Source organism: Brevundimonas sp. UBA6550 (assembly GCF_002434505.1).
Taxonomy (GTDB): domain Bacteria; phylum Pseudomonadota; class Alphaproteobacteria; order Caulobacterales; family Caulobacteraceae; genus Brevundimonas.
The window spans coordinates 351,072-372,112 of record NZ_DJKE01000008.1; the positions used below are offsets into that span (position 1 = coordinate 351,072).

Annotated in this window: 23 protein-coding genes; 17 read left to right on the top strand and 6 right to left on the bottom strand. The window is 67.1% G+C overall.

Annotated features, from left to right (window positions below; translation table 11 throughout):
* The first annotated feature begins 1 nt into the window (after position 1).
* Together B3Z70_RS09615 and B3Z70_RS09620 are read left to right on the top strand one after the other, a co-directional pair.
* On the top strand, positions 2-460 hold the full coding sequence (locus tag B3Z70_RS09615) for an NfeD family protein (RefSeq protein ID WP_292019749.1): 459 nt from the start codon (positions 2-4) through the stop codon (positions 458-460).
* Positions 461-490: 30 nt separating this feature from the next.
* Positions 491-1,885 (top strand): MFS transporter, encoded by a 1,395-nt coding sequence (locus B3Z70_RS09620; protein ID WP_292019747.1) that lies wholly within the window; start codon positions 491-493, stop codon positions 1,883-1,885.
* On the opposite strand, the gene rnhA is transcribed toward B3Z70_RS09620, so the two are convergent.
* A complete protein-coding gene (gene rnhA, locus B3Z70_RS09625; RefSeq protein WP_292019745.1) occupies positions 1,882-2,334 on the bottom strand; it encodes a ribonuclease HI in 453 nt (150 codons plus the stop codon). The two genes, B3Z70_RS09620 and rnhA, sit on opposite strands and share 4 nt — an antisense overlap.
* A 111-nt stretch (positions 2,335-2,445) precedes the next feature.
* Here rnhA and B3Z70_RS09630 point away from each other — a divergent pair, with 111 nt between their 5' ends.
* The 3 genes from B3Z70_RS09630 to tatC are packed head-to-tail and all read left to right on the top strand — an operon-like array spanning position 2,446 to position 4,180.
* On the top strand, positions 2,446-2,664 hold the full coding sequence (locus tag B3Z70_RS09630; RefSeq protein ID WP_292019743.1) for a twin-arginine translocase TatA/TatE family subunit: 219 nt from the start codon (positions 2,446-2,448) through the stop codon (positions 2,662-2,664).
* Positions 2,665-2,687: 23 nt separating this feature from the next.
* Positions 2,688-3,296, top strand: a complete 609-nt coding sequence (gene tatB / locus B3Z70_RS09635) for a Sec-independent protein translocase protein TatB (RefSeq protein WP_292019741.1) — start codon at positions 2,688-2,690, stop codon at positions 3,294-3,296.
* Entirely contained in the window at positions 3,293-4,180 is an 888-nt protein-coding gene (gene tatC, locus B3Z70_RS09640; RefSeq protein WP_292019739.1) for a twin-arginine translocase subunit TatC, read from the top strand. Before tatB ends, tatC begins: the two co-directional genes overlap by 4 nt.
* Before the next feature lie 106 nt (positions 4,181-4,286).
* Here tatC and glnA read toward each other — a convergent pair whose 3' ends face one another.
* Together glnA and B3Z70_RS09650 are read right to left on the bottom strand one after the other, a co-directional pair.
* A complete protein-coding gene (gene glnA / locus B3Z70_RS09645) occupies positions 4,287-5,693 on the bottom strand; it encodes a type I glutamate--ammonia ligase (protein WP_292019737.1) in 1,407 nt (468 codons plus the stop codon).
* Positions 5,694-5,777: 84 nt separating this feature from the next.
* A complete protein-coding gene (locus B3Z70_RS09650; RefSeq protein ID WP_008261682.1) occupies positions 5,778-6,116 on the bottom strand; it encodes a P-II family nitrogen regulator in 339 nt (112 codons plus the stop codon).
* A gap of 117 nt (positions 6,117-6,233) precedes the next feature.
* On the opposite strand from B3Z70_RS09650, the gene B3Z70_RS09655 reads away from it, so the two are divergent.
* A complete protein-coding gene (locus tag B3Z70_RS09655) occupies positions 6,234-7,049 on the top strand; it encodes an NAD(P)H-hydrate dehydratase (protein ID WP_292019735.1) in 816 nt (271 codons plus the stop codon).
* On the opposite strand, the gene B3Z70_RS09660 is transcribed toward B3Z70_RS09655, so the two are convergent.
* Complete coding sequence (locus B3Z70_RS09660) at positions 7,046-9,157, bottom strand: GumC family protein (protein WP_292019733.1); 2,112 nt, start codon at positions 9,155-9,157, stop codon at positions 7,046-7,048. The genes B3Z70_RS09655 and B3Z70_RS09660 overlap by 4 nt on opposite strands.
* Before the next feature lie 174 nt (positions 9,158-9,331).
* On the opposite strand from B3Z70_RS09660, the gene B3Z70_RS09665 reads away from it, so the two are divergent.
* Entirely contained in the window at positions 9,332-10,033 is a 702-nt protein-coding gene (locus tag B3Z70_RS09665; protein WP_292019731.1) for a polysaccharide biosynthesis/export family protein, read from the top strand.
* On the top strand, positions 10,030-11,289 hold the full coding sequence (locus B3Z70_RS09670; RefSeq protein ID WP_292019729.1) for a lipopolysaccharide biosynthesis protein: 1,260 nt from the start codon (positions 10,030-10,032) through the stop codon (positions 11,287-11,289). Before B3Z70_RS09665 ends, B3Z70_RS09670 begins: the two co-directional genes overlap by 4 nt.
* Here the strand turns inward: B3Z70_RS09670 and B3Z70_RS09675 are convergent.
* On the bottom strand, positions 11,276-12,619 hold the full coding sequence (locus B3Z70_RS09675; protein WP_292019728.1) for an O-antigen ligase family protein: 1,344 nt from the start codon (positions 12,617-12,619) through the stop codon (positions 11,276-11,278). The genes B3Z70_RS09670 and B3Z70_RS09675 overlap by 14 nt on opposite strands.
* Positions 12,612-13,412 carry a WecB/TagA/CpsF family glycosyltransferase gene (locus tag B3Z70_RS09680; RefSeq protein ID WP_292019727.1) on the bottom strand — a complete coding sequence of 267 codons (801 nt, stop codon included), beginning with the start codon at positions 13,410-13,412 and terminating at the stop codon, positions 12,612-12,614. Before B3Z70_RS09680 ends, B3Z70_RS09675 begins: the two co-directional genes overlap by 8 nt.
* A 97-nt stretch (positions 13,413-13,509) precedes the next feature.
* Here B3Z70_RS09680 and B3Z70_RS09685 point away from each other — a divergent pair, with 97 nt between their 5' ends.
* From B3Z70_RS09685 to B3Z70_RS09725, 9 genes are all read left to right on the top strand, one after another.
* Entirely contained in the window at positions 13,510-14,184 is a 675-nt protein-coding gene (locus B3Z70_RS09685) for a sugar transferase (protein ID WP_292019725.1), read from the top strand.
* Positions 14,181-15,131, top strand: a complete 951-nt coding sequence (locus B3Z70_RS09690; protein ID WP_292019723.1) for a glycosyltransferase family 2 protein — start codon at positions 14,181-14,183, stop codon at positions 15,129-15,131. The genes B3Z70_RS09685 and B3Z70_RS09690 overlap by 4 nt, the downstream gene beginning before the upstream one ends.
* Positions 15,128-16,090: a glycosyltransferase family 2 protein gene (locus B3Z70_RS09695; RefSeq protein ID WP_292019720.1), complete on the top strand. Its 963-nt coding sequence runs from the start codon at positions 15,128-15,130 to the stop codon at positions 16,088-16,090. Before B3Z70_RS09690 ends, B3Z70_RS09695 begins: the two co-directional genes overlap by 4 nt.
* A gap of 121 nt (positions 16,091-16,211) precedes the next feature.
* On the top strand, positions 16,212-16,967 hold the full coding sequence (locus B3Z70_RS09700; protein ID WP_292019718.1) for a transaldolase: 756 nt from the start codon (positions 16,212-16,214) through the stop codon (positions 16,965-16,967).
* A gap of 2 nt (positions 16,968-16,969) precedes the next feature.
* Complete coding sequence (locus B3Z70_RS09705) at positions 16,970-17,527, top strand: D-glycero-alpha-D-manno-heptose-1,7-bisphosphate 7-phosphatase (RefSeq protein ID WP_292019716.1); 558 nt, start codon at positions 16,970-16,972, stop codon at positions 17,525-17,527.
* 6 nt (positions 17,528-17,533) lie between these two features.
* Complete coding sequence (locus B3Z70_RS09710; protein ID WP_292019714.1) at positions 17,534-18,148, top strand: SIS domain-containing protein; 615 nt, start codon at positions 17,534-17,536, stop codon at positions 18,146-18,148.
* Between the two features lie 11 nt (positions 18,149-18,159).
* Complete coding sequence (locus B3Z70_RS09715) at positions 18,160-19,167, top strand: hypothetical protein (protein WP_292019712.1); 1,008 nt, start codon at positions 18,160-18,162, stop codon at positions 19,165-19,167.
* The gene (locus tag B3Z70_RS09720) at positions 19,167-20,225 is read left to right on the top strand and encodes a dehydrogenase (RefSeq protein ID WP_292019711.1); all 1,059 of its coding nucleotides are present in this window, start codon (positions 19,167-19,169) and stop codon (positions 20,223-20,225) included. Before B3Z70_RS09715 ends, B3Z70_RS09720 begins: the two co-directional genes overlap by 1 nt.
* Positions 20,222-20,899 (top strand): sugar phosphate nucleotidyltransferase, encoded by a 678-nt coding sequence (locus B3Z70_RS09725; protein ID WP_292019709.1) that lies wholly within the window; start codon positions 20,222-20,224, stop codon positions 20,897-20,899. The genes B3Z70_RS09720 and B3Z70_RS09725 overlap by 4 nt, the downstream gene beginning before the upstream one ends.
* Positions 20,900-21,041: the final 142 nt, after the last annotated feature.

The following is a 21,041-nucleotide window of genomic DNA, read 5'->3' on the forward strand; positions in this document are numbered from 1 at the left end:
GATGACTGCGCTCGCCGATTTCTACGTCGCCCAGCCGTTCTGGATATGGCTGGCCGTGGGCGTGCTGCTGCTGGCGGTGGAGGCGATGTTCTCGACCGAATGGCTGCTGTGGCCCGCTGTCTCGGCCGGGGTCGTCGCGGTCATGACGGCGGCGGGCGTGCGGCTGGGCCTGCCCGGCGAAGTGGCGGTGTTCGCCATTTTGACTGTCATCTCAACCCTTCTGTCGCGCCGACTGATCGCCAAGGCCAATCCCGACGGTCCCGACATCAACGACCGCGACAGCCGCCTGATCGGCCAGAGGGCCAGGGTGGTCCAGGCCTTCGTTGACGGACGCGGCCGGGTCTTCGTTTCCGGCGCCGAATGGTCGGCCGAGATCGAGGGCGAGGCGCCGGGCGAGGGGCAGGACGTCGTGGTCAAGCGTGTCGACGGCTCGCGCCTGACGGTTCACGCCGGCGTCTGAACCGTTACGCTGTCGCGGCGTTGGCGTGAGATGACCAGCCAGAATGTCGCAGTCGACGGCCTGCCCACGCCCCGGCGCTATTGGGCCATCGTCTCCATCGGCCTGGGCATCACCCTGGCCGTGCTGGACGGCGCCATCGCCAACGTGGCCCTGCCATCCATCGCCCAGGACCTGAAAGCGTCTGCGGCGGCCTCGATCTGGATCGTCAACGCCTACCAGATCGCCATCGTCGTGGCCCTGTTGCCGCTGGCGTCGCTGGGGGAGATCGTGGGGTATCGCCGCGTGTCCCAGGTCGGTCTGGCGGTCTTCACCCTGGCGTCCATCGCCTGCGCCCTGTCCGATTCGATCCTGATGCTGAGCCTGGCGCGGGTGCTGCAGGGATTCGGCGCGGCCGGCATCATGAGCGTGAACGGCGCGCTGGTGCGCTTCACCTATCCGCAGCGATTGCTGGGACGGGCGGTCGGCATCAATGCGGTGATCGTGTCGATGGCCGCGGCGGCCGGCCCGACCATCGCCAGCGCGATCCTGGGCTTCGGCGAATGGCGGTGGCTGTTCGCGCTGAACATTCCGTTGGGCGTTCTGGCGGTGTCGATGGCGGGGTTCACCCTGCCGCACAATCCGCTGCAGAAGCGGCGGCTGAACATCGTCGGCGCGCTGTTGAGCGCGGCCGCCTTCGGCTTCGTCATCACCGGGATGCAGGCGCTGGCGCATGGCGAGGCGTCGATCTTCGGTTTCGGCCTGACGGGATTGGGACTGGCGGCGGGCGTCCTGCTGGTCCGGCACGAGAAGCCCAGCAAGACGCCGTTGATCCCGCTGGACCTGCTGGCGCGACCGATGTTCGCCCTGTCGGTGGCGACGTCGATCATTTCCTTCACCGCCCAGATGATGGCCTTCGTGGCCTTGCCCTTCTTCCTGCAGGGATCGCTGGGGCTGAGCGCGGTGCAAACGGGGCTTTTGATGACGCCGTGGCCGCTGGGGACCATGTTCGCCGCACCGCTGGCCGGAGCCTTGTCGGACCGATATTCGGCCGGCGTGCTGGGGGCCGTGGGGCTGACGCTGTTCGCCTGCGGGCTGATGGCGCTGAGCCTGTTGGACGCCGACGCATCGCATTTCGACATCGTCTGGCGCATGGCCCTGTGCGGGGCCGGATTCGGCTTCTTCCAGTCGCCCAACAACCGCGCCATGCTGTCGGAGGCGCCGCGCGAGCGGGCCGGGGCGGCCGGCGGCGCCCTGGGCACCGCCCGCGTCCTGGGTCAGTCGATGGGCGCCGTGGTCGTGGCCTTTCTGCTGTCGGCCGCGCCGCAGACGGGCGTGCGGCACGGATTCCAGATCGCCGCCATCGCCGCCCTGTTCGGCGCGGTCATGAGCGGATCGCGCATCCGCCGCCGCCCGTCCGAGCCGGAGAAAGAAGTCGAGGTTGTCTAGCGCGCCTTCAGCTCCGCCACGCCGCGATTCGCCAGTTGGTCCGCGCGTTCGTTAAGCTCATGGCCGGCGTGACCCTTGACCCAGCGCCATTTGACGTCGTGGCGCGCGCGGGCGGCGTCCAGTCGCTGCCACAGGTCGGCGTTCTTGACCGGCTTCTTGTCCGCCGTCAGCCAGCCGCGCACCTTCCAGCCGCGCATCCATTCGGTGATTCCCTGCATCACATATTTGCTGTCGGTGTGCAGTTCGACCTTGCAGGGCCGTTTCAGGGCCTCCAGCGCCATGATGGCGGCCATCAGCTCCATGCGGTTGTTGGTGGTGTTGGGCTCGCCGCCCCACAGTTCCTTCTCGTGACCGCCGCCCGCCTGAAGCACGGCGCCCCAGCCGCCGGGGCCGGGATTGCCCTTGCAGGCGCCGTCGGTGTGGATGATGACGTGATCGGAGGGACTCATGGTCGCGCAGGCCTACAGCCTCCCTTGGCGAGACGCCATGACTGCGCCTATATGCGGGTCGAATAAGAGTGGATGGGATCGGATGACCGATCCCCGCGAGGAGAATACGCCATGGGCTCGCTGAGCATCTGGCACTGGGCCATCGTCATCGTCGTTGTCGCGCTGCTGTTCGGCGGGCGCGGCAAGCTGTCCGGCATCATGGGCGACGCCGCCAAGGGCATCCGCGCTTTCAAGGACGGCCTGAAGGACGAGGACAAAAAAGACGGCCCGCACGAGGGCGTCAGCTCGCTGCCGCGCACCGAGGCGGAGAAGGAAGAGCTGAAGCGCTAGTCGTCATCTGTAAGGGTTGACGCATGGGCGGGCTCGCCCCCGGAGTGGGGGGTTTCGAATTAGTGGTGATCGGCATCGTGGCCCTGCTTGTCGTGGGGCCAAAGGATCTGCCGATCCTGATGCGTCGCGTCGGCCAGATGGTGGCCAAGGCGCGCGCGATGGCCAATGAGTTCCGCACCAGCTTCGACGAAATGGCGCGACAGTCCGAACTGGACGATCTGCGCAAGGAGGTCGAGGCGCTACGGACCGGGCAGGGGGCGATGTATCCGCTGGGGCCTGAGGCCGATGCGGCGTTCAAGGACATCAACGCCGGGCTGACTGGGCCGACGACATCGACGCCCCTGCCGGCGCCCGCGCCCGAAGCGCCGGTGATGACGCCAGCAGCCGACGAATGGCCCGATGTCGGCGCGTCGACGAGCGCCGAACCCGCAGTCGCGCCAGCAGCCAGGCGCACGCCGGCCGCGAGGAAGGCTGCGGCGAAGCCCGCGACTGTCGCCAAGACCAAGGCGCCGAAGACGGCCTCGGACAAACCCAAGAAGGCGGCCGGACCGGCTGCGACCAAGACCGTCAAGACCGCTGCGGCCAAGGCCGCCAAGCCCAAGGTCGCGCGCAAGAAGGCTGTCGATCTTTGACCCTGTCCGATCGTGACGAAGCCGAGATCGAGGCGTCGCGGGCGCCTTTGATGGACCACCTGATCGAGCTGCGTCGGCGGCTGCTGATCTGCGTCGTCGCCTTTGCGGTCGGCTTCATCGGCTGTTTCGCCTTTTCCGAGCCGATCTATCTGTTTCTGGTCAAGCCGTTCGTGGCGGCCCAGGCCTTCTATTCGTCGGTCGGTCCGCATGGCCACGTGTCGCCGCTGGACCTGATCCTGGGCACGGCCGGGCTGAAGGCGCTGCCGCACGTCAACGGCCACACGGTCAATCTGATCTATACGGCGCCGCTGGAAATCCTGTTCACCAAGATGAAGCTGGCCGGGTTCGGTGCGGTGTTCGTGGCCTTCCCCGTGCTGGCCTGGCAGCTGTATCGCTTTGTGGCGCCCGGGCTTTATCGCAACGAGCGGGGGGCCTTCCTGCCGTTCCTGGTGGCGGCGCCGTTGCTGTTCCTATTGGGAGCGGCGCTGGTCTATTTCGTCATGCTGCCCTTCGTGATGTGGTTCTCGCTGAGCCAGCAGATCGTCGGCGACGGGGTGGCGGCCAATCTGCTGCCCAAGGTGTCGGACTATCTGAACCTGGTGACGGCGCTGCTTCTGGCGTTCGGCCTATGCTTCCAACTGCCGGTCGTCATGACCCTGCTGGGGATGGCGGGCCTGATCAACTCAAAGCTGATGTCGTCGGGGCGCCGCTACGCCATCGTCGCGGTCGTGGTGGTCGCCGCCGTCGTGACCCCGCCCGATCCGATCAGCCAGCTGATGCTGGCCGTGCCCATGGTGCTGCTCTACGAGGTCTCCATCTGGTGCGTGCGGCTGATCGAACTGCGGCGCAGCAAGGCTGACGCGCTGGAAGCCGAGATCGCCTGAGGATCCGATAGAGAGGCGCGGGCGTCGCATTCGCCAGCCCATCCGAGACATGAAAAAGGGCCGGGGAGCGATCCCCGGCCCTTCGTCTTTCACGCCGATCCTGCGATCAGCAGCTGTAATACATGTCGAACTCGACCGGGTGCGGATGCAGTTGCAGGCGCATCACCTCTTCCATCTTCAGCTCGATATAGCTGTCGATGAAGTCGTCATCCATGACGCCGCCCTTCTTGAGGAAGGCGCGGTCCTTGTCCAGATTCTCCAGCGCTTCGCGCAGCGAGCCGCAGACCTCGGGGATCGAGCCGCGCTCTTCCGGCGGCAGGTCGTAGAGGTTCTTGTCGGCGGGCGCGCCCGGATCGATGCGGTTCTCGATCCCGTCCAGACCGGCCATCAGCAGGGCCACGAAGGTCAGATAGGGGTTGCCCATCGGATCGGGGAAGCGGGCTTCCAGACGTTTGGCCTTGGGCGACGAAACGTGCGGGATGCGGATGGAGGCCGAACGGTTGCGGGCCGAATAGGCCAGCTTCACCGGAGCTTCGTAGCCGGGCACCAGACGCTTGTAGGAGTTGGTGGTCGAGTTGGCGAAGGCGTTGATGGCCTTGGCGTGTTTGATGATGCCGCCGATGTACCACAAGCATTCCTGGCTCAGGCCGGCGTACTGGTCCCCGGCGAACTGGGGCTTGCCGTCCTTCCAGATCGACATGTGGACGTGCATGCCCGAGCCGTTGTCGGCGAACATCGGCTTGGCCATGAAGGTCGCCGACTTGCCGTAGGCGTGGGCCACGTTGTGGATGACGTACTTATAGAGCTGAAGGCGGTCGGCCATGGTCAGTAGGTCGGAGAACTTCAGACCCAGTTCGTGCTGGGCCGGGGCCACCTCGTGGTGGTGCTTCTCGGGCTGCAGGCCCAGGTCGCGCATGACGCCCAGCATCTCGCCGCGCAGGTCCTGCCCGGAATCGACCGGGTTGACCGGGAAATAGCCGCCCTTGGGTCCGGGGCGGTGGCCCATATTGCCCTCGGAGTATTCCGCGCCGGTGTTGGCGGGCAGTTCGGTCGAATCGTAGCTGTAGCCGGTGTCGTGCGGCTGGGTGGACCAGCGCACGTCGTCGAAGATGAAGAACTCGGCTTCCGGGCCGAAGAAGACCTGGTCGCCCACGCCCGACGACTGCACATAGGACAGGGCCTTTTTGGCCATCGAGCGGCTGTCGCGGTTGTAGGGTTCGTTGGTGTCCGGGTTCAGCACGTCGCAGAACAGGAACATCGTGGTCTGCTGGTAGAACGGATCGATGTAGGCCGTGGTCAGGTCCGGCTTCAGCAGCATGTCGGACTCGTTGATGGCCTTCCAGCCGGCGATGGACGAGCCGTCGAACATCGTGCCTTCGTTCAAGAAATCCTCATCGACCAGATCGACGTCGAAGGTGACGTGCTGCAGCCTGCCGCGCGTGTCGGTGAAGCGGACGTCGACATATTGGACGTCCTTTTCCTTGATCTCCTTGAGGATCTTGCTGGCGCTCATTCTCGGAAGTCCTGTTTTCTTGTCGTTTTGGGGAGGAGACCGGACCACGACCCGAGGGCCGAGGCCGGGGAGGGGTAGTCGAAGTCAGACGGCCTGTGCGCCCGTTTCGCCGGTTCGGATGCGGATCACCTCGGCGACGTCGGACACGAAGATCTTGCCGTCGCCGATCTTGCCCGTGCGGGCCGAGGTCTGAATGGCCTCGACCACGGCGGGCGCCAGGTCGTCGGCGACGACGACCTCGATCTTGATCTTGGGCAGGAAGTCGATGACGTATTCGGCGCCGCGATACAGTTCGGAATGACCCTTCTGGCGGCCATATCCCTTGGCCTCCAGCACAGTCATGCCTTGCACGCCCACATCCTGGAGCGCCTCTTTGACGTCATCCAGCTTGAAGGGCTTGATGATGGCTTCGATCTTCTTCATGGCGACCCCTGAGCGGCGCACGAAATGCAGCGGCGCTCGGGCCTGAATGGGACACACCAAGGGCGCTTAAAGCAAGCGGTTTTCGCAGAAAAGCCACGGATAATCGGAAGGCGGACAATGCAGACCAACGACCCCGCGCTGTGGCGCAGTTTTCTGCCCTGGCCGAGCGCCGAAACGCATAAACATGCTCGGGGGCGTTTAGTGGTGGTGTCGGGTCGGGCGCATCACACGGGCGCGGCGCGGCTGGCGGCGCGGGCGGGTCTGCGCATGGGCGCGGGCGTGGTGCGAATCCTTTGCCCGCCGGACGCCGCAGCGGTGATCGCTCCGGCCGTTCAGGCGATCATGCTGACGCCCTTCGCATCGGCTGAGGCGCTGGGACGCGAGGCGAGCAACGCCGATGCGGTCGTGGTCGGCCCGGCGGCCGGCGCCGACGAGGCGACCGTGGCCAACATCCATGCGCTGGCGTCCACCGGCGCGGTGCTGGTGATCGACGCCGACGGCCTGTCGGTGTTCAAGGGAGGGACGGCCGAGTTGATCGGTCTGCTGGACCGGGACGACATCCTGACGCCGCACGAAGGCGAGTTCGAACGGCTGTTTCCAGGGTTGCTGAAAAACGGGCGCGAGGCCGCCGCCGTCGAGGCGGCCCGTCGAACCCAGGCGGTGATCGTGCTGAAGGGGGCCGAAACCCTGGTCGCGTCGCCCGATGGGCGGGTGCGATCCAATCCGAACGGTTCGCCCTGGCTGGCCACGGCCGGCAGCGGCGACGTGCTGGCCGGGATGATCGGCGGGCTGACGGCGCAACGGATGGACAGCTTCGAAGCGGCCTCGGCGGCGGTCTGGATCCACAGCGATGCGGCGGATCGATTCGGGCCGGGGCTGATCGCCGACGACCTCAGCGAGATCCTGCCCCGCGCCCTGGCGGCGTTGCGCTAGATGCGGGTGTAGATGAAGCGCGGAATGTGGAAGCGGCGCATGTTGAGGATGACGCCCGCCACCGTCCCGCCCGCCGCCGCGACCCGTTCGATCAGATTGGCGGCGACAGCCGTGCGCGTCTCTTCGGCCTCGATCACCACCAGCGACAGGTCCGTCAGCGGCGCAAGCAGCAGGGCGGCGGAGGATCGGTGCAGCGAGGGCGTGTCCACGATCACGACCGGGAAGCGCGTCTTGACCCCATCGACGAAGTTGCGCCAGCGCGCCTCGGAAATGTTCGAGCCGGTGCGCGTCATCGGCGTGGTGACATACAGATTGCTGTCCTCGACCCGCAGCACATAGGGGCTGTCGGGGATGTTGGTCAGCCGCCCGCCCAGGCCGTGGATAGCCATGGCGACGCTGGCGTCCTCTCGGGGTTCGGCGTCGATCAGCAGGGTCTCGACCCCGGACCGGAAAGCCGAGGCCATGGCCAGGTCCAGCGCGATGCTGGTGACGCCCACGCCGTCCTCCGGACCGATGACCGCAAGCGCGGCCTGGCCGTCGGCGGTCTCGCGCAGACGACGCAGGATCAGCGCCGCCTGATCCGCCGTCAGTCGTGACGTCAGCGGACGCCAGCGGGGCAGGGGGCTGTCGTCGTCCTCGCCCAGCGGCACGGTGGCCAGGACCGGGGCGCGCAGACGCACCTCCGCATCGCGCGGCGTCAGAATGACCGGCGAGGCGGCGGCGGACACGATGATCACGGCCAGCGCCGCCAGGGTTCCGACGACCAGACCTGCGGCCAGGATCAGCAGGCGGCCGGTGCGGGCCCTGGTCGGCGGTTGGGCCGCCTCGATGACCCGCACATTGGCGTTGGCCCCGGCGATGGAGCTTTGCAGCCGCGAATCCTCGGCGTTCTCGGAAACGCTGCGATAGGCGGTTTCGGTCAGGGTGCGCTGGCGCGTCAGTTCGCGATAGCGCGGCCCGATCTCGACCAGGCTGGCCAAGCGTCCGCGCGCGGCGCCGAGGGCGTCGGACAGTTGGGCGCGTCCAGACTGCAGACCGGCCAGTTCGCCGCGCGTGGTGGCCAGCTGGGTCTCGATCTGCTGGCTGACGGGGTTGGGGCCGCTGCGGACCAGCGTCGTTTGCGATTGGGGCGCGGCGGCGATCTGGGTTTCGAGGTCGGCGATCTGACGATCCAGTTCGACGACGAGCGGATAGCCGTCGGCATAACGGGCGGCGGCGACCCGACGACGCTCGCGCAGCAGCATCAGATTGTCGGTCAGGGCCGTGACCTGTTGAGAGCGGGTGTCGTCGGTGTTCAGCGCGATCTGAGCCGAGGCGTTGCGCAGCTGCTGGGCCAGGCGGTCGGCGCGCGCGGCGGCGGTGGCGATCAACTGGTCCTGTGCGGCCAACTGAGCGGTCAGGGCGGTCTGCTGCGACTGGACGCCCTGGATTTCCTGATCGTAGTCGCCGATGGCGTAGCGGTTCGACAGGTCGGCGATCTGGGCCTCGGTGGCGGCCAGTTGATCGGACAGGCCGCGTTGCTGATCGTTGACGGCCGCGCTGTCGGCGCGCTGGAAGATTTCGCGTCGGCTGGCGATGTAGTTCTGGACCAGGCGATTGACGAAGTCGGCCGCCACCTTGGGATCGCGATGGCGCAGCCGCACCTCGATGGTGTTGGACTGGGGCACGTTTTCGATCGTCAGGTCGCGGCCCAGCTGTTCCAGGGCCGCATTCATGCCCGCCGGGCCGGCCTTCGCCTTGGGATAGACGCGCGTCAGGCCGATGTCAGTCAGGGTCTTCTCGCGGATCTCGCGCGAGCCCAGGATTTCCATTTCGGCATGGACGATCTGGGCGCGGTCGAAGGTTTGCGGATTGCCGGTCGCGTCCTCGCCCACGGAGCGGCGGAACACATAGTCGTCGCCCAGCAGGATCAGCAGGCGCGATTGGGCGGTATAGATCGGCTGGGCCAGGGTCGCGGCGGCCAGGGCCAGCAGAACAGGGATCAGAAAGGCGATCAACGCCTTGCGCCAGTGATAGAAGACCGGCGTCGCCAACTCGCGAATCGTGATCGCCGCCCCGGCGTTTCTGGGGCGTTGGTCGTCTTCGAGTTTCAGCGTCTGGTCGGTCAATACGCGGCTCTGAGCAGGACGATCCCGCCGACGGGGGGCGAGGCTGCCGGTCAGCCTGCCTCATAAAGCCCTGAGTCGGAGCCGCAACGCCAGTCCGGCCTTGGCATTGTCGGTGAAAAACAGAAAGATGGCGCAGGCGGCGGCGTGCGAGTCGGTCCGCGACAAGGAACCCCGATGGCCGTCTGGCGCACGATCGCGATCGCCCTGGTGCTGTTTTTGGCTGCCTGCGCCTCCGGCGGCGGCGTTCGGGGGCAGGCCCAACCCTATGATTTCGCACCCTGGGGCCAGGACGACTATCAATACCGGCTGGCGGCGGGCGACGCCCTGCGGCTGGGCTTTCTGGTCGAGGACGGGCTGAACGCCGACGTGGTGCTGGGGCCGGACGGGCAGGGCGTGTTTCCCGTGATCGGGCCGGTTCCGGTCGGCGGTATGACCGTGCGCGACGCCAGCCAGAGGCTGACGGAGGCCTATGCCGGCGTGCTGCGCAATCCGCAGGTTCAGATCAGCGTGTCGACCTATGGCGCGTCGCAGATCTATGTCGGAGGCGAGGTGAAGACGCCGGGCGTGGTTCAGATTCGCGGCGAGATGAACACGGCCCAGGCCATCTTCGCGGCCGGCGGATTCGCCGAGACGGCCGGGACGGGCAAGGTCGTGGTGCTGCGGCGCGTGGCCGACGGCCGGCTGACGTCGCGGACCGTGGACGCCAAGGCCCTGCTGAACACCGACCCGCAGCAAGACTTCCTGCTGCATCCGGGCGATCTGATCTTCGTGCCGCGCAGCGCCATCGCCGAGGTCAATCTGTTCGTCCGGCAATATTTGAACGGCATCCTGCCCTTCAACTTCGGCTTCAGCTACGACCTGAACCGCTTCCGATGAGGGCGCTGGCGGGGCGGATCGGCCGCGCGTCGCCCTATCTGACGGCCATCGTCGAACAGGGCCTGTTCTCGCTGCTGAACCTGGGCGTGGTGCTGGTCCTTGGGCGGGTGATGACGCCCGACCATTTCGGGGCCTGCGTGCTGTGGTTCTCGGTCGCCTATGTGTTGGCCAGCGTGCAGAACGCGGTCAGCGTGGCGCATCTGCAGGTTCTGCCCAACGGGCGGGGCTTGGACGCCGTGCGGTTCGAGACCGAGCGGCTGATGCTGGGCGCCACGGTGTGCTTCTGGCTGGCGGTCGCGGCCGGCGCCGCCGTGGCGGTGGGGCTGATGACCGGCGATGGGCCGTTCGGGGTGTGGACGGCGGTGCTGTTCGTGCCCGCCTATCTGTTGCAGCAATATGTGAGGTTGACTCTGTTCAGCCGAGGCGAACCGGCCGCGGCGACGGTCCAGACGGGCGCGGTGCTGGCGGTCGCGGCGGCGTTTCTGGCGCTGGGAGCCACGGTTTTTCGGCCCTTGCAGGCCGAACATGTGCTGGCCCTGATGGGCGCGGCCTATGCGGTCGTGGGGCTGGTCGGGTTGGCGCGGGCCAGCAGGGGGTTGTGGGCCGGGCTGATCAGCGCCTTGCCCGGCTATGTCGCGTATGGCCGGCAATCCGGCTGGCTGTTCCTGGGGGTGTCGAGCACCGAAGTTCTGGCGCGGTTCTATGTGTTCGCCGCAGGCGCCGCCTACGGGCCGGGCGTTCTGGCGGCCCTGTCGTTCAGCCAGACGTTTCTGCGGCCCGTTCCCCTGCTGGCCTCGTCCTGGAGCATGGCGGCGAGAAGCGATCTGGTGGCGCGGCGCGAGGCCGACGACTGGCGCGGCTATGTTCGGCTCTTGACGATGTCGGGCATGGCGGGCGCGGCCTTCGCCCTGATCTGGGCGGGCTTGGTCTGGGCGGCCTGGCCCATGATCACCGGCCTGGCGTTCGACGGCAAATACGCCGACGCCCGCTGGATGTTGCCGCTGTGGGGGCTCAGCGTGGCGTTCGGCTTCGTCCAGGTGGTGGTCAGCACGGGCCTGCAGATCCTGAAGGCGTTCAAGGCCCTGGCCATCGCCAACGCCTCGGCCTCGGCCGTCGCGGCGGTCGGGGTCCTGTGGGGCATCGGCCGGCTGGGACCGGCCGGCGCGATCCTGGGTACGGCGGCGGGACAGGCGCTGGAGGCGGCGGCCATGCTGGCGGTACTGATCGTGTTGATCCCGCGTCTCAGGCGCGGATGAAGCGCCGCTCAATCTCCACCCCCAGCAGCAACAGCACCGTGCCGAAGATGGAGTTGGCGGTGAAATAGCTGCTTTCCATGAAGTTGTGGCCGAACACCATCAGCGGAAAGACCCCCAGCAGAATGGCGGCGCCAAGTCGTCCACGATCGCCGCCCACGGCGTCGCGGATCAGGATCAGCCCGCCGAAAATCCAGCGCATGAGAACGACGACGGCCCCCGTCAGACCGATCAGGCCGGTCGTGACCGCCAGGTCCAGGAAGCCGTTGTGGGCTTCGTTGGTGTAGGCGTCGGGCTGGGCGAACCAGGCGTCGGTCTGCAGGCTGGGTTGGACGGTCGGGTCGATGTCCCAGAACGAGCCGAAACCCCAGCCCTGGATCGGCCGCTTGACGAACTCGTCCCAGACGAAGGCCCAGACTTCGGTGCGTTGGGTGAAAGTGATGCCGGCGAAGGGCGCCCAGGGATCGGCGCCGACTACGAGGCAGTAGGCCAGCCAGCCGAAGGCGACGCCCGCCACCATGAGGGCGACGACGGCGATCAGACCCCACCGCACCATACGGCGCTGAGCCATCAGGGAAACAATGACCGGCGTTGCGCAGGCCAGGGCGGCGAACAGACCCATGCTGGTCTTGGACAGGCTGGCGACCAGCAGCACCAGGGCCAGGACGGTGACGCCCCACCAGAAGGCGCCCCCCCGCCAGTCGATCCGTGACCAGGCGTAGGTTCCGCAGACGAAACCGGCCAGCAGCATGACGGCGCCCAGGGTGTTCTTGTGGGAATGGATGGCGGCCAGACCCAGCGGCGTCATCGACACGCCGGGAGCCGCGATCCAGGACAGGATGTCGACGCCGACCAGCACCGCGCACCCTGTCGCCATCGCCAGATGCAATCGCCGACTGTCGCCCATACCGACCGCTATGGCGACGCAGATCAACAGATTGATGGCATAGAGGATCAGCCGGCGCGTGGAGACGGCGGGGTCCAGGGCCCAGCGGGTCGTCAGGGCGAACCAGGCGAACAGGACCAGAAGCGGCAGCAGCTTCAACATCATGGCCGGCAGGGCCTGACGACGGAACCACAGCAGCGGCGCCGAAAGGCCGAACAGCCCGAGCCAGACGAGCCGGTTCACCGGCGACGCCTCTGCCCCGCCGGTCAGGGGATCGACGAGGATTTCGTGCTGATAGGGATTGGGGCCGATGCAGATATAGAGCAGCATCAGGACCAGCACTGCGCCGGCCCACAGGGCGATGAGGCGGTCGACCTGCACGCCGCGTCGGCGCGCGTCCTGATCCAGACGCCCCTGCCAATCCTGAAGGCGAGCGGTGTCAGTCACGCGCACTGGGGGACTTGAGCCGCAGGCGGAAGGCAAGGGAATCGATCAGACCGAGGCCCAGCCCATAGAGGCCGCGCACCAGATAGCGGCGCCACAAACGACCCGGCTCGCGCAGCAAACGATAAAGCCAGACCAGTCCGCGATCCTCCATCCACTGGGGCGCGGGCGGGGTGCGGCCGATCAGGGTGGTGATCGAACTGCCGATGCACAGGCCAAGGCCCGTCGATCGCTCGTCTTCGATGACGCGCAGACACAGCTTTTCCGACTGGGGCGGCCCCATGGCGATGAAGACGAAGCGGGCAGGGTGGGCGACGACGAATTCCACCGCCGTCTGAACCGCTGCAGCATCGTGGATGAAACCCATCGGCGGATTGTGGTGGGCGACGCGCGTCAAGCCGAACTGACGGACCAGGTCGGCGATGACCGAAGCGTCTCCGCCGATGATGGTGATGGGGTCGGCGGGGGCGATCACGGTCTTGAACAATCGCTCGACCACATGGGAGCCGGGTGCGAAGCCCAGGTCGACGCCGCCGATGGCGGCGGCCTTGCGCAACACGCGGCTATCATTGGTGCTGAGCCAGGCGCGGGCGCTGATGCGGTCGAACGCCGCGTCCTTGCGGCGCAGCCAAGCGTGTTCGGCGTTCGGCGTGATCAGGATGTCGAAGGGCAGGTCTGCCGGACGCGCCGCCAACGCCGCCACCGTCTGGTCCGTCGTCATCGGATGGAACCGCAGGCCGGCGAAGCGCAACTCGGGCTGCGGCTGAAGACGGCTGGTGGGCGACAGGCTGTTCATGATGCGACCGTTCTGCGTTGCGCCGGAGCAAACTGCAATTCGCTTGCCGCGTTAACGGCGACGCGCGGCTTGGCGTGGTTCTTGATATAGGGGCGGCATGAGCGACGCCGCCTTGCCATTGTCGAACGAAAAACCCGCCCTGCCGCGTCTGGCGGGCGGACGCGACGTGCGCCTGGGACTGGCGTTGAAGCGGCTGATGGATATCGGGATTTCCGTCGTCCTGCTGGTCGCGCTGTCGCCGTTGCTGCTGGCCATCGCCGTCCTGGTCAAGGCCACGTCGCCGGGACCGGCGCTTTATGGCGTGGACTGGGTGGGGCAGGGCGGCCGCCGTTTTCGAGGCTACAAGTTCCGAACCATGGGGATCGACGCCGACCGCCAGGAAGAGGCGCTGCAATCCCAGAACGAGATGCGTGGCCCGGCCTTCAAGATGGAGAACGACCCCCGCATCACCCCGCTTGGGCGTGTGCTGCGGCGCTATAGCTTGGACGAGTTCCCGCAGTTATGGAGCGTGCTGAAGGGTGACCTGAGCCTGGTCGGGCCGCGCCCGCCGCGCGTGCATGAATATGAGCGCTTCACCCCGTTCCAGATGAGCAAGATGGCGGTCAAGCCCGGGATCACCTGTCTGTGGCAGGTCGAGGGGCGCCATCGGATCAACGACTTCGACGAATGGGTGCGGCTGGATATCCGCTATATCGAGACCTGGTCGCTGGGTCTGGATGTCTGGATCCTGATCCGCACGGCCGGGGTGGTGCTGCGGGGGACCGGCGCATGAGCGTGGACATCAGCGTCGTCATCCTGAGCTATGACCGGGTGCATCTGCTGGAGCGTACGCTGCGCGGCTGCGTGGTTCAGGGTGGCGACTGGGGCGGATTCGAGATCATCGTCGTCGACAACCACCCCGATCAACTGGCGCGGGGGTTGGTCGAGCGGCTGACGGTCGAGACGGGCGTGGCCATGACCTATCTGGCCGATCCGCGCCGCAACATCTCCATTGTTCGCAACAAGGGGATCGCCGCCGCGCAAGGCCGCTACGTCGCCTTCATCGACGACGACGAAGAGCCGCAGACCGGCTGGCTGGCGGCCCTGACGGCCTGTCTGGATCGCACCGGCGCCGATGCGGCCTTCGGTCCCAAACTGCCTGAGTTCGAGGGCGGACGCGCGCCGGATTGGGACCCGGAAGGGTGGCGCTATACCCTCGATTTCCAGATGCTGGCGGACGAGCAAATCCATATGTTCGGACGGCTGCGCAAGCGTGGCAAGGGATTGGGCAGCGGCAACGCGGCCTTCCGGGTCGCGACGTGTCTGGAGGGGTCAGAGCCGTTCAGCGTCGCATTCGGCGACGCCAACGGCGAGGACACGCAGTTGCTCTTTCGCCTGGCGATGGCGGGGCGCCGCTTCGTCTGGTGCCCCGACGCCGTGGTGCGGGAGTTCATCGAGACCAGCCGCGCGCGGCCGGACTATATGATCACGCGCATGAAGCGCGGCTCGCAGCATTATGCCGTGTGCCGGATCGACACGAGCGACAACAAACCTCTGACCACGGCCAAGGTAGCCCTGCTCGGTCTGGCGCAGACGACGGTCCACGCCGGCCTCTATGTGGTGACGGGCGAGTTTTTGGACCGCAAGCATCGCTACGATCACCGGATCGGCATGGCCAAGGGCCTGGGCAAGCTGACCTGGCGCGCGCCCATCGGCTTCATCGCGGAGACGTCGGCGTGAGCCAGGCGGCGCCCGACCTGACGCTGGCCATACTGACCTATGATCGGCCCAAGGGGCTGGAGGCGACGCTGCGGTCGTGTCTGGCGCAGACGAACAGCCTGGGTCTGGCGATGGAAATCGTCGTGGTGGACAACCATCCGGCCGGGGCAGGGGAGAAGGTGGTCGCGGCGCTGGCCCCCGGTTCACCCTGGCCGATCCGCTACGTTTCGGACCTGACGCGCAACATGGCCGCTCTGCGCAATCGCGGCTTCAGGGAGGCGCGCGGGCGCTGGCTGGCGGTCATCGACGACGACGAGACAGCCGATCCCGACTGGACCGACGCCCTGGTCGGCGCGCTGAAGGCCACGGACGCCGACATCGCCGTGGGCCCCCGTTTCGCCGTGTTCGAGGACGGCGCGCCGCCGGCCTATGATCCGCAGGGTCGCCAGTTCGTGCGAGATCTAGGTCTGGCCGATCTGGCGGAAATCGAATTGACCGGACCGTCCGGGCGACCACGCTATGGCCTGGGCACCGGCAATTCCATCTTCGATATGAAGCGGTGTTTTCCTGACGGCCAGGCCGCCATGCGCGAGGCCTTCGGCGATGCGGGGGGCGAGGACGCCGAACTGTTCGTGCGGCTGCATCGTCAGGGGCGGCGCATCGTCTGGGCGGCCCGCGCGCGCGTCACCGAAATGGTGTTCCGAAATCGGACGGCGATCCCCTATCGGCTGATCCGCACCCGTCGCGAAACGCAACACTACGTCTCGATCTACGTCGATGGGGCGCGGCGTCCGGCGCTGGCGCGGACGGAATTATTCGTCAAAGGGTTAATCCAGACGGCCGTCGGCGGCGTCTTGTCTTGGCTGACGCTGGAGCGCGGCTCGACCTCTCGCCTCAGGTGGCGACTGCTGACCCAGCATGGATTGGGCAAGCTGACGTGGCGCCGGCCAGTCGGTTTCATCGACGAGACGAGCGGCTGACGACCATGGCGAGCCTTAACCTTTTACGTTAAGGCGGCGTCGTTTGACGGCCGATACAGTCGGCCTACGGCACGCATCTTGGACGATGCAGGGCCGAACCGTTTTCCGAAGGATTCCCCCCATGCTGACCCAGGTCGATCGCCCCATCGTCTCGAAGGCCGCGCCGATGCCGTCCATCGAGGGGCTGAAGCTGTTCGGAGATGGGGCCAGTCTGGCCGACTTCTCGCGCCTTCATGCGCAGGGGATGGTGACGGGCTTCACGACCAATCCGACCCTGATGTTCAAGGCGGGCGTCAAGGATTACGCCCAGTTCGCCGGGCAACTGATCGCGCTGATCCCCGACATGCCGTTGTCGTTCGAGGTCTTTTCCGACGATTTCGTCGAGATGGAGCGACAAGCCCGCCTGATCGCCAGCTGGGGCGACAATGTCTATGTGAAGATCCCGATCACCAACACGAAGGGCCAGTCCAGCCTGCCGATGGCCAAGGCTCTGGCCGCTGACGGCGTGAAGCTCAACATCACCGCCATGCTGACGCTGGAACAGGTGGCCGAGGCCATCGAAATCCTTGCCGACGACACCCCCGCCATCCTATCGGTCTTCGCCGGGCGGATCGCCGACACAGGCGTCGATCCCGTTCCTGTCATGCGGGCCGCCGTGGCCATGGCAGCACGCAAGCCGCTGGCCGAAGTATTGTGGGCCTCGACCCGCGAAGTGCTGAACGTCTTCCAGGCGGCCGAATGCGGTTGCCACATCATCACCGCCACGCCGGACATCCTCAAGAAACTGGATATGGCGGGCAAGGACCTGGACGCCCTGTCGCTGGACACCGTGGCCATGTTCCGCGCCGATGCGGTGGCGGCGGGATTCACCCTGTAGTCATGCCCGGTCGGCCCGCCATTTTCCTGGACCGCGACGGCGTTCTGAACGACGTGGTGTGGCGCGACGGCAAGCCGGCGTCCCCGCGCACCGTGGATGAGCTGCGGATTGCGGACGGGGCGGCCGAGGCCGTGCGGGCGCTGATGGAGGCGGGCTATCTGACCTTCGTCGTCACCAATCAGCCCGACGTGCGACGCGGCAAGATGAGCGCCGAGGCGCTGGACGCCATCCACGCCGCCCTGGTCCAGTCCGTGCCGGTGGACGAGGTGCGGGCCTGTCTGCACGACAACGCCGACCTGTGCGATTGCCGCAAGCCCAAGGCCGGAATGCTGCTGGACCTGGCCGCACGCTGGGACATCGATCTGGCCGACAGCTGGATGGTTGGGGACATGGACCGCGACATCGCCTGCGGCCGCGCCGCCGGCGCGCGAACCGTACTGCTGACGCGACCCTACAACAGCCAGGCCGGGGCCGATGTGGTCGCCGCCGATCTTCGCCAGGCCGTGGCCTGGATTCTTCAAACCACGCCGGTCGAGCCGGCGCCCGCCTTTCAGGACTGAAACCCCATGTTCGTCGATCATTTCTTCGCCGCCGCCGAAAAGGCCATGGCCGCCATCGACCGCAACGCCGTCGAAGCCATGGCCCAGCGCCTTGCCGAGGTGCGCGAGCGCGGCGGACGCCTGTTCCTGATCGGCGTCGGCGGCAGCGCGGGCCACGCCAGCCACGCCACAAACGATTTCCGCAAAATCTGCGGCTTCGAGGCCTACTGCCCGACCGACAATGTCTCGGAACTGACGGCCCGCATCAATGACGAGGGCTGGGAAGGCACCCTGTCGACCTGGCTGGAGACTAGCCGCCTGAAGCCCGAAGACGGCCTGCTGATCTTCTCGGTCGGCGGCGGCAGCATCGAACCGCCGGTCAGCGCCAACATCGTGCGCGCGATCCAGCTGGCCAAGACGCGCGGCGCCATGGTCACGGGGATCGTCGGGCGCAACGGCGGCTATACGGCCCAGGTCGCCGACGCCTGTGTCATCGTGCCGACGGTCGATCCGCAACTGATCACGCCGCTGGTCGAGGGTCTGGCCGCCGTGGTCTGGCACCTGCTGGTGTCCCATCCGGCCCTGGCGCTGCACAAGGGCCACTGGGAGCAGATCGCACCCGTCGCCGCGCCGGTCGTTTGAGCCGTCGCCCGATGATCACAACCCGCACCCCGCTGCGCGTCACCCTGGGCGGGGGCGGCACCGATCTGGAAAGCTATTACCGCAACGACGGCGGCTTCATCTTCGCCATGGCGCTGGACAAATACATCCGCGTCGTCGCCCATCGTCCGGCCTTCGACGACCGGGTGGTGGTGTATGGCCCCCAGCCCGAGGTGTCGCCGCGCGCGACCGAGGTGCAGCATGAACTGGTGCGCGCCGCCCTGATGGCGCACGGCTTTGACGACCGTCTGGAGACCGCATCCCTGGCCGACATCGCCGGCGGCACGGGACTGGGGTCGTCGTCCAGCTTTCTGGTCGGCTTCCTGAACGCCCTGCACGGCATGAAGGATCAGCAGCCGTCGCCTCAGGCCCTGGCCGAGGAAGCCTGCGATCTGGAGATCCGCGTCCTGAACAAGGGCATCGGCAAGCAGGACCAATATATGGCGGCCTTTGGCGGGCTGACCACGCTGGACATCGCGCCGGACGGGCAGGTGGCGGTCAAGCGGGTCGATCTGGACGCCGAGGTCGAGGCGGCCTTCATTGCACACACCCACATCTATTACACCGGCCTGCGCCGCGACGCCGCCGTGGTTCTGGCCGACCAACACACGGCCATGTTGTCCGAGGCCGCGCCGCGCCGCGAGACGGTCAGCGACAGCCTGGGGTTTATCAAGGATCTGGGCTACCGCATCCGCGACGCCTGGACGGCGGGTGATCTGGACGGCTGGGGCCGGATGCTGGACGAACACTGGACCCAGAAGAAGAAGCTGTCGGGCAAGATCAGCTGGTCCGCCGTCGATGACCTGTATGACCATGTGAAGCGGGACATGGGGGTGACCGGGGGCAAAGTGATCGGCGCGGGCGGCGGCGGCTTTCTGATGCTGTTCCAGCCCGGCGACGGCGCCGCGCTTGAGGCCTATATGGCCGGCCAGAACATGCCGCGTCTGCGCTACGGCATCGACCGAACCGGCTCGCGCCAGATGGTGGAAACGCCCCTGTGATGGTGCGCGCTGGGCAGACGCCGAACTGGGGCGTGCGGGCGCGTGCGCCGCTGCGGCTCGGCCTGGCCGGCGGGGGCACCGATCTGTCGCCCTATTGCGATCAGTTCGGCGGCGCGGTTCTGAACGCCACCATCGACCGTTTCGCCTTCGCGCACATCGAGCAGAACCCTGAAGGCCGCCTTGCCTTCCGCGCGCGCGACATCGGCGTCGAGGAGGTGATGGACCCGGTCTTGCCGCCAGTCGACGGGGGTGATCTGGCGCTGCACCGCGCGGTCTATCGTCACGTCGCCGAACATTGGCTGGGCGGGGCGACGCCGCCCTTGACGGTCTCCACCACTTCGGACGCACCGGCCGGTTCAGGGCTTGGGTCGTCATCGGCCCTGGTCGTGGCCTTGGTCGAGGCGTTTCGGGTGGCGTTGGATCTGCCGCTCGGCCCCTATGACGTGGCGCGTCTGGCCTATCGGATCGAGCGGGTCGAACTGGGTCTTTCCGGCGGGCGGCAGGACCAGTATGCGGCGGCCTTCGGCGGCGTGAACTACATCGAGTTTCTGGCCGAGGAACGGGTGGTCGTGAACCCGCTGCGCGTCCGTCGCGCCTATCTGAACGAGCTGGAATCCTCGCTGGTCGTCTGTTTCACCGGCCAGTCGCGGCGGTCCGAAACCATCATCAACGAGCAGGTGAGGGGGCTGACCGACCTGGACGTCGGCGTTCTGGACGGCATGCATCGCCTGAAACAGGACGCGACGGCGATGAAGGAGGCTGTGCTGGAAGGCGACATGCGCCGCGTCGCCCGCGTGCTGATGCGCTCGTGGGAGGCCAAGAAGATGACGGCCTCGGGCATCGCCACGCCCATGGTCGATCAGTTGTTCGACCTGGCGCTGCGCGAGGGCGCATGGGGCGGCAAGGTGTCGGGCGCGGGCGGCGGCGGCTTCCTGATGTTCTGCACCGATCCCGAAAACCGCTATCGGCTGACCGCGGCGCTGAACGAGGCGGGCGGGGCGGCCAGCGCCGTCAAGTTCACCCTGGACGGCGCCGAGGCGTGGAGCGTGCCGCGATGAGCGCGGGGCAGGCGGTCTTTCTGGTCGGCGGTCGGGGTTCGCGCCTGGGCGACCTGACGCTCGACACGCCCAAGCCGCTGTTGCCGGTGGCCGGACGACCCTTCATCGAACACCTGCTGGACAAGGCCGTCCGCGAAGGGTTCGACGAGTTGATCCTGTTGGCCGGCTATCGGCATCAGGCGGTCGAAGCCTATGCCGGGGCATGGCGCGGCGTTCCGTTGCAGCTTTCCATCGAGCCCGAACCGCTCGACACGGCCGGCGCCGTCGCCCACGCCGCGTCGCTGCTGCGCGACGATTTTCTGCTGGTCAACGGCGACACCTGGTTCGATTTCGACTGGTCCGGCCTGCGGCTTTCCGACGGATTTTCCAGCTTGATCGCCGCGCGCGACGTTTCGCCGGCGGATCGCTACGAAACCCTCGACATCCGTGACGGCCGCGTCGTCGCCATCCGCCCGCGCGCCGACCTGCCGTACGGCGTCATCAACGGCGGCGTCTATCGTCTGAGGCGAGGCGCCTTCGCCGATGTTCGTGGCCGCGCCTCGCTGGAAAAAGACACGCTGCCAACATTGTGCGCCGAAGGCCTGCTCGGCGCCGAAATCAAGACCGGCGCCTTCATCGACATCGGACTGCCGCAGAGCCTGAAGGCGGCGGAAACCATCTTGGGCTTGATGTAGCTAGATTTATTGCGCGACACATCGAACTGCAGTCTCGCGAGCTCAAACGAGTTTGCTCCGTCATTGAGGCGTACCGCAAGTCGGTGCGCTATCGCGATCCTACCACCCGCCGAGGACTGTGCTGCCGCAGCGGTTGTATGGG

Bases quoted from the DNA above. Each gene is read 5' to 3' on its own strand.
- B3Z70_RS09620 (WP_292019747.1), top strand. From the start codon at position 491: ATGACCAGCCAGAATGTCGCAGTCGACGGCCTGCCCACGCCCCGGCGC.
- B3Z70_RS09705 (WP_292019716.1), top strand. From the start codon at position 16,970: ATGCCCGGTCGGCCCGCCATTTTCCTGGACCGCGACGGCGTTCTGAAC.
- B3Z70_RS09670 (WP_292019729.1), top strand. From the start codon at position 10,030: ATGAGGGCGCTGGCGGGGCGGATCGGCCGCGCGTCGCCCTATCTGACG.
- B3Z70_RS09615 (WP_292019749.1), top strand. From the start codon at position 2: ATGACTGCGCTCGCCGATTTCTACGTCGCCCAGCCGTTCTGGATATGG.
- B3Z70_RS09650 (WP_008261682.1), bottom strand. From the start codon at position 6,116: ATGAAGAAGATCGAAGCCATCATCAAGCCCTTCAAGCTGGATGACGTC.
- glnA (WP_292019737.1), bottom strand. From the start codon at position 5,693: ATGAGCGCCAGCAAGATCCTCAAGGAGATCAAGGAAAAGGACGTCCAA.
- B3Z70_RS09700 (WP_292019718.1), top strand. From the start codon at position 16,212: ATGCTGACCCAGGTCGATCGCCCCATCGTCTCGAAGGCCGCGCCGATG.
- rnhA (WP_292019745.1), bottom strand. From the start codon at position 2,334: ATGAGTCCCTCCGATCACGTCATCATCCACACCGACGGCGCCTGCAAG.
- B3Z70_RS09680 (WP_292019727.1), bottom strand. From the start codon at position 13,412: ATGAACAGCCTGTCGCCCACCAGCCGTCTTCAGCCGCAGCCCGAGTTG.
- B3Z70_RS09715 (WP_292019712.1), top strand. From the start codon at position 18,160: ATGATCACAACCCGCACCCCGCTGCGCGTCACCCTGGGCGGGGGCGGC.
- B3Z70_RS09630 (WP_292019743.1), top strand. From the start codon at position 2,446: ATGGGCTCGCTGAGCATCTGGCACTGGGCCATCGTCATCGTCGTTGTC.
- B3Z70_RS09685 (WP_292019725.1), top strand. From the start codon at position 13,510: ATGAGCGACGCCGCCTTGCCATTGTCGAACGAAAAACCCGCCCTGCCG.
- B3Z70_RS09665 (WP_292019731.1), top strand. From the start codon at position 9,332: ATGGCCGTCTGGCGCACGATCGCGATCGCCCTGGTGCTGTTTTTGGCT.
- B3Z70_RS09720 (WP_292019711.1), top strand. From the start codon at position 19,167: ATGGTGCGCGCTGGGCAGACGCCGAACTGGGGCGTGCGGGCGCGTGCG.
- B3Z70_RS09690 (WP_292019723.1), top strand. From the start codon at position 14,181: ATGAGCGTGGACATCAGCGTCGTCATCCTGAGCTATGACCGGGTGCAT.
- B3Z70_RS09725 (WP_292019709.1), top strand. From the start codon at position 20,222: ATGAGCGCGGGGCAGGCGGTCTTTCTGGTCGGCGGTCGGGGTTCGCGC.
- B3Z70_RS09710 (WP_292019714.1), top strand. From the start codon at position 17,534: ATGTTCGTCGATCATTTCTTCGCCGCCGCCGAAAAGGCCATGGCCGCC.
- B3Z70_RS09655 (WP_292019735.1), top strand. From the start codon at position 6,234: ATGCAGACCAACGACCCCGCGCTGTGGCGCAGTTTTCTGCCCTGGCCG.
- tatB (WP_292019741.1), top strand. From the start codon at position 2,688: ATGGGCGGGCTCGCCCCCGGAGTGGGGGGTTTCGAATTAGTGGTGATC.